Raw genomic sequence first — 5,130 nt, forward strand, 5'->3', positions numbered from 1 at the left:
TCCCTGAAGCGAGGAGGCCAAATCAGACACCAGCCTGGAAGGGGATCCGCCTTTCCCGTGCATGACGACCACACCGATGGCGCCCGTGTCAGCCTGAACGCTCAGGCACATCAGCAGCACCATGGCTGCCAGAAACTTGGTGAATGTATTYACGGCTGCGCGCCCCTCCATATGTATAAGGTATTTGAAGCTCTTGTGCCCAAGCCAGCTCTACAGTGCATCATCGTAATTTAATCTTGTGGCTTCGAAAAGCCATTTGGCTTTGCCGGACGATTTTCAAGAGGCGCCCTTGCGCAGTCCGTGCCGGCCTGGTCGTGGTCAGGGCTGGTGCCCTGCGATAATTTGAGCCTGAATCTGCTTGCAACTCGACACCCCTCTATCGAACCTCCCTCATGACCACCATCGGCACCCCGCTTTCCTCCCACGCCACCAAAGTCATGCTGCTCGGCTCCGGCGAGCTGGGCAAGGAAGTGCTGATCGCCCTGCAACGCCTGGGCGTTGAAACCATCGCCACCGACCGGTATGACAACGCGCCGGGCCAGCAGGTGGCCCACCATGCGCGCACCATCACCATGAGTGACCCGGCGCAGCTCAAGGCGCTGATTGAAAAAGAAAAGCCCGATCTGGTGGTGCCAGAGATCGAAGCGATTGCTACACCCATGCTCGAAGAGCTTGAGGCCGCCGGTGTGGTGCGCGTGATCCCGACGGCGCGTGCCGCGCGCCTGACCATGGACCGCGAAGGCATACGCCGCCTGGCCGCCGAAACCCTGGGCCTGCCGACCAGCCCCTACAAGTTTTGTGATTCGCTGGAAGAGCTGCAGGCCGCCATCGATGGCACCACGGGCTACCCCTGCGTCGTCAAGCCGGTGATGAGCTCGTCGGGCAAGGGCCAAAGCAAAATCTCCGGCCCCGAAGACGTCAAAAAAGCCTGGGACTACGCGATGGCCGGCGGCCGTGTGAGCCACGGCCGTGTGATCGTTGAAGGGTTTATTGATTTTGATTACGAGATCACGCAGCTCACCGTGCGTGCCATGGGCGCCGACGGAAGCATTGAAACGCATTTCTGCGAGCCCATCGGCCACATCCAGGTCAGCGGCGACTACGTGGAAAGCTGGCAGCCGCACCCCATGCGCCCCAACGCGCTGAAAAAATGCCGCGACATCTGCAAGGCCGTCACGGATAACCTGGGGCTGGGCTTTGACGGCAAACCTTCGGGGCTGGGCCTTTTTGGGGTTGAACTGTTTGTGAAGGGCGAAGACGTCTGGTTCAGCGAAGTCAGCCCGCGCCCGCACGACACCGGCATGGTGACGATGTGTACCCAGTGGCAAAACGAATTTGAGCTGCATGCACGCGCCATCCTGGGCCTGCCCGTCAACACTGCGCTCAAGAGCCCGGGCGCGAGTGCCGTGATTTATGGCGGTGTCGATGCGAAGGGCATTGTGTTCGACGGCGTGGCCGACGCGCTGCGTGTGCCCAACAGCGACATCCGGCTGTTCGGAAAGCCCGAGAGTTTTGTCAAACGCCGCATGGGCGTGGCGCTGGCTTTTGATGCCRACGTGGAGGTGGCACGCCGCAACGCCAAGCTGGCCGCGTCCCGGGTCAAACCCCGGGTGCCGAAAGACTGATCCCTATGGAAAGGGCTGCGGCATGAACCTCTCTGCGCTCATCTCCTGGGCGGACGACTCTTCGCTGCACGTCTTGCTGGCAGCCGGCATCAGCATCGTTCTGGCGCTGGTGGCGCACACCATAGGCGCTGTCGTTGTCCTGCGGCTGACGCGTTCCATGCCTGTGATGGCCCGGGTCGCCGAGCAATGCCGCTCTCCGGTGCAGGTGCTGCTGCCCCTGATCGCCCTGCAGATCGTCTGGCACAGCGCGCCGGATACCTTTCCGCTGATCAACGGGGTGCGCCATGCCAATGGCCTGCTGCTGCTCGCCGCCCTGACGTGGGCAGGCATGCGCGCGGCGCGCGGGGCAGCGATGGGGGTGATCGGCCTGCACCCGGTCGATGTGGAGGACAACCTCAACGCCCGCCGCATCCATACGCAGACCCGCATGCTGGCGCGCACCGCCATGTTCATCGTGCTGCTGACGGGGCTGGCCCTGATGCTGATGACCTTTCCCGGCGCCCGCCAGTTCGGGGCCAGCCTGCTGGCTTCGGCGGGTGTGGCGGGGCTGGTGATCGGTATCGCGGCCCGGCCTGTGTTCAGCAACCTGATTGCCGGCCTGCAGCTGGCGCTGGCGCAGCCCATCCGCCTGGACGACGTGCTGATCGTGCAGGGCGAATGGGGCCGGGTGGAGGAGATCACCGGCACCTATGTGGTGCTGAAGATATGGGACGAGCGGCGCCTGATCGTTCCGTTGCAGTGGTTCATTGAAAACCCGTTCCAGAACTGGACGCGCACCGGCGCCCAGATCATCGGCACGGTCTTTATCTGGGTTGACTACCGCACGCCCCTGGCCCCGTTACGCGACGCGGCACGGCGCGCCTGCGAGGAGGCACCCGAGTGGGACAAGCGGCTGTGCCTGCTGCAGGTGGTGGAATCAGGCGAGCGCAGCATGCAGCTGCGGGTGCTGGTGACGTCCGCCAACTCCAGCCTGAACTGGGACTTGCGCTGCAAGGTGCGAGAGGCGCTGGTGGACTTCATGCAGCGCGAATACCCGCAGCATTTGCCGCTGGTGCGTACCGAGTCAGCCGAGCCGCGGCAGCCGGCGGAGCTGCCGGCTGCCGGCCCTCTTGCCGATCAGGCCGGCGAGTTCAGGCGGCCTTGAGCCGGACGGGCTGCTGGCCATCGCCCACGCAGCGCATGAAGGCATGGCTGTCGATCAGCGGAAAGCTTTTGGCGTCCGGCAACTGGTAGTGCCACCATTCGTTGGGGTGGTGCACAAAGCCCGCTTCCAGCATGACCGTGAGTAGCCGCATGCGGTTGACCTGGACGGCCACAGGGTGTGCCGTGTGAAAGTGATGGGACCCGTGCGTCATGGTGTCGACCGGCGTGCCCATGTCCAGTTCCTGCCCGTCGGGCGCCAGCAGCGTGACATCAAGCGCCACGCCCCGCGTGTGGTTGGAGCCCTTGGCCGGATCGGCAATGTAGGCGGGGTTGGGCGCCACGGCCCAAAGTGCCTCCTGCGCTTCCTGCGGCCTGAAGGCATCAAAAATCTTGAGCTGAAAGCCCATGTCTTTCGCGGCCGTGATGGCTTTGCGCAGGCCGGCGTCTGCCTGCGGATGCAAAAAGCACAGCGGGCTGTCATAAATCACCTGGCCGGTGAAGTTGTTGGTGCTTGCGTAGATCAGGTCGATCACAACGCCATGACTGGCTTCTGTGACAGGAACGAGCGGTGAAAGATTTTCCATGGGCAGGTGACATTTATGAAAAATAAGGCTGCAAACCAATAAGGACGAGCGCAAGCAGCTACCAAAAGTATAGCAACTGACGGGCTTGACGGCACTACTGGAACGCGACTTCCGAAAAACTGCGCAGCTTGCGGCTGTGCAGCTGCGTGATGCCTTCGGCGCGCAGCAGCTCGATGGCGCGTATGCCGATGCGCAGGTGCTGGTCGACGCGCTCGCGGTAGAAGTGGTTGGCCATGCCGGGCAGCTTGATCTCGCCGTGCAGCGGCTTGTCGCTCACGCACAGCAGAGTGYCGTAGGGCACGCGAAAGCGAAAGCCGTTGGCGGCAATCGTTGCGCTTTCCATGTCCAGTGCCACGGCGCGGCTCTGGCTGAAGCGGCGCTGCGGCTGGTTGCCCGGCAGCAGCTCCCAGTTGCGGTTGTCGGTGGAGGCCACGGTGCCGGTGCGCATGATGCGCTTGAGGTCGGGGCCTACGGCGTGGGTGACGTCGGCCACGGCTTTTTCCAGCGCGACCTGGATTTCAGCCAGCGCCGGGATCGGCACCCACAGCGGCAGCTCTTCGTCCAGCACATGGTCTTCGCGCACATAGCCRTGGGCCAACACGTAGTCGCCCAGCTGCTGGCTGTTGCGCAGGCCGGCGCAGTGGCCCAGCATGATCCAGGCGTGCGGGCGCAGCACGGCGATGTGGTCGGTGATGTTCTTGGCGTTGGCCGGGCCCACGCCGATGTTGACCATGGTGATGCCGGTGCGGTCGGCGCGCAGCAGGTGGTAGCCGGGCATTTGCGGCAGGCGGGGCGGCTGCACGCCAAGCTCGTCGCCGGCCTCGGCGGGAAGGCCGGTGCGCCGGGTCACCACGTTGCCGGGCTCGATGAAGGCGGTGTATTCGCTGTCCGGGTCGGCCATGGCTTCATGGCCCAAGCGCACGAACTCGTCGATGTAGAACTGGTAGTTGGTGAACAGCACGAAGTTCTGGAACCAGTGCGGCGAAGTGCCGGTGTAGTGGCGCAAGCGCTGCAGCGAATAGTCGACGCGCGCCGCGGTGAACAGCGACAGTGGCTGCGGCTCGCCGGGCAGGGGCTCGTAGGTTCCGTTGGCAATGCCGTCGTCCATGGCGGCCAGGTCGGGCAGGTCGAACACGTCGCGCATCAGCATGCGGCGCGCTGCATCCATGCTGCCTTCGATGTGGTCGTTCTCGGCAAATGAGAAGTGAATGGGGATGGGCTGCGTGCTGGTGCCTATTTCCAGCTCCACGTCGTGGTTCTGCATCAGCAGGCGGAACTGCTCAAGGTAATAGTTGCCGTAGAGGTCGGGCCGGGTCAGTGTGGTTTCAAAGCGGCCGGGCCCGGCCACAAAACCAAAGCTCAGCTGCGAGATGTCGGGCGTCTCCAGAATGGCGCGGGCCACGGTGTCGGTGTGGATGCGCACGAAAGGGTAGCAGGCGCGCACATGGCCGGGCAGCGTCTCCCCGGCCACATAGCGTTGCATTGCATCGCGCAGGTGGGCAATCTGCTGGTCATAAATGGCGCGAACCTGCGCCAGTGCGGCGGCCGGGTCGCTGTAGCGGGTGGGGGCTATGAAAGGCGGCAGATAGGGCATGAAAAAAGCCTTGTTTTTATGGTGAGGGTACAGCAGGTGGTTTTCGGCAAAGCGTAGCACCGCAGGGCATGCACATCATTGTGCGGCAAGTACCGTGACACACCCTAGAATGCCCTGATGAAACACCACAACCCTTCGGGGCACCTGCGCGCGCTGGCGGCAGTCTTGCTCGGCGCCCTGTGCC

The 5,130-nt window shown here is 63.7% G+C and carries 4 protein-coding genes; 2 read left to right on the forward strand and 2 right to left on the reverse strand.

Annotated elements, in window-relative coordinates; all coding sequences use genetic code 11:
* Positions 1-392 precede the first annotated feature (392 nt).
* Together purT and AC1D1P_RS13785 are read left to right on the forward strand one after the other, a co-directional pair.
* Positions 393-1,625 carry a formate-dependent phosphoribosylglycinamide formyltransferase gene (purT, locus tag AC1D1P_RS13780; protein WP_477673376.1) on the forward strand — a complete coding sequence of 411 codons (1,233 nt, stop codon included), beginning with the start codon at positions 393-395 and terminating at the stop codon, positions 1,623-1,625.
* Positions 1,626-1,647: 22 nt separating this feature from the next.
* Positions 1,648-2,769, forward strand: coding sequence for a mechanosensitive ion channel family protein (locus AC1D1P_RS13785; RefSeq protein ID WP_477673377.1), 1,122 nt, complete (start codon positions 1,648-1,650; stop codon positions 2,767-2,769).
* Here the strand turns inward: AC1D1P_RS13785 and ddpX are convergent.
* Complete coding sequence (gene ddpX, locus AC1D1P_RS13790) at positions 2,756-3,352, reverse strand: D-alanyl-D-alanine dipeptidase (protein WP_477673378.1); 597 nt, start codon at positions 3,350-3,352, stop codon at positions 2,756-2,758. The genes AC1D1P_RS13785 and ddpX overlap by 14 nt on opposite strands.
* 94 nt (positions 3,353-3,446) lie before the next feature.
* A complete protein-coding gene (locus AC1D1P_RS13795) occupies positions 3,447-4,946 on the reverse strand; it encodes an AMP nucleosidase (protein WP_477673379.1) in 1,500 nt (499 codons plus the stop codon).
* Positions 4,947-5,130: the final 184 nt, after the last annotated feature.

The sequence above is a fragment of the Polaromonas sp. P1_E1_2 genome (genome assembly GCF_056406035.1).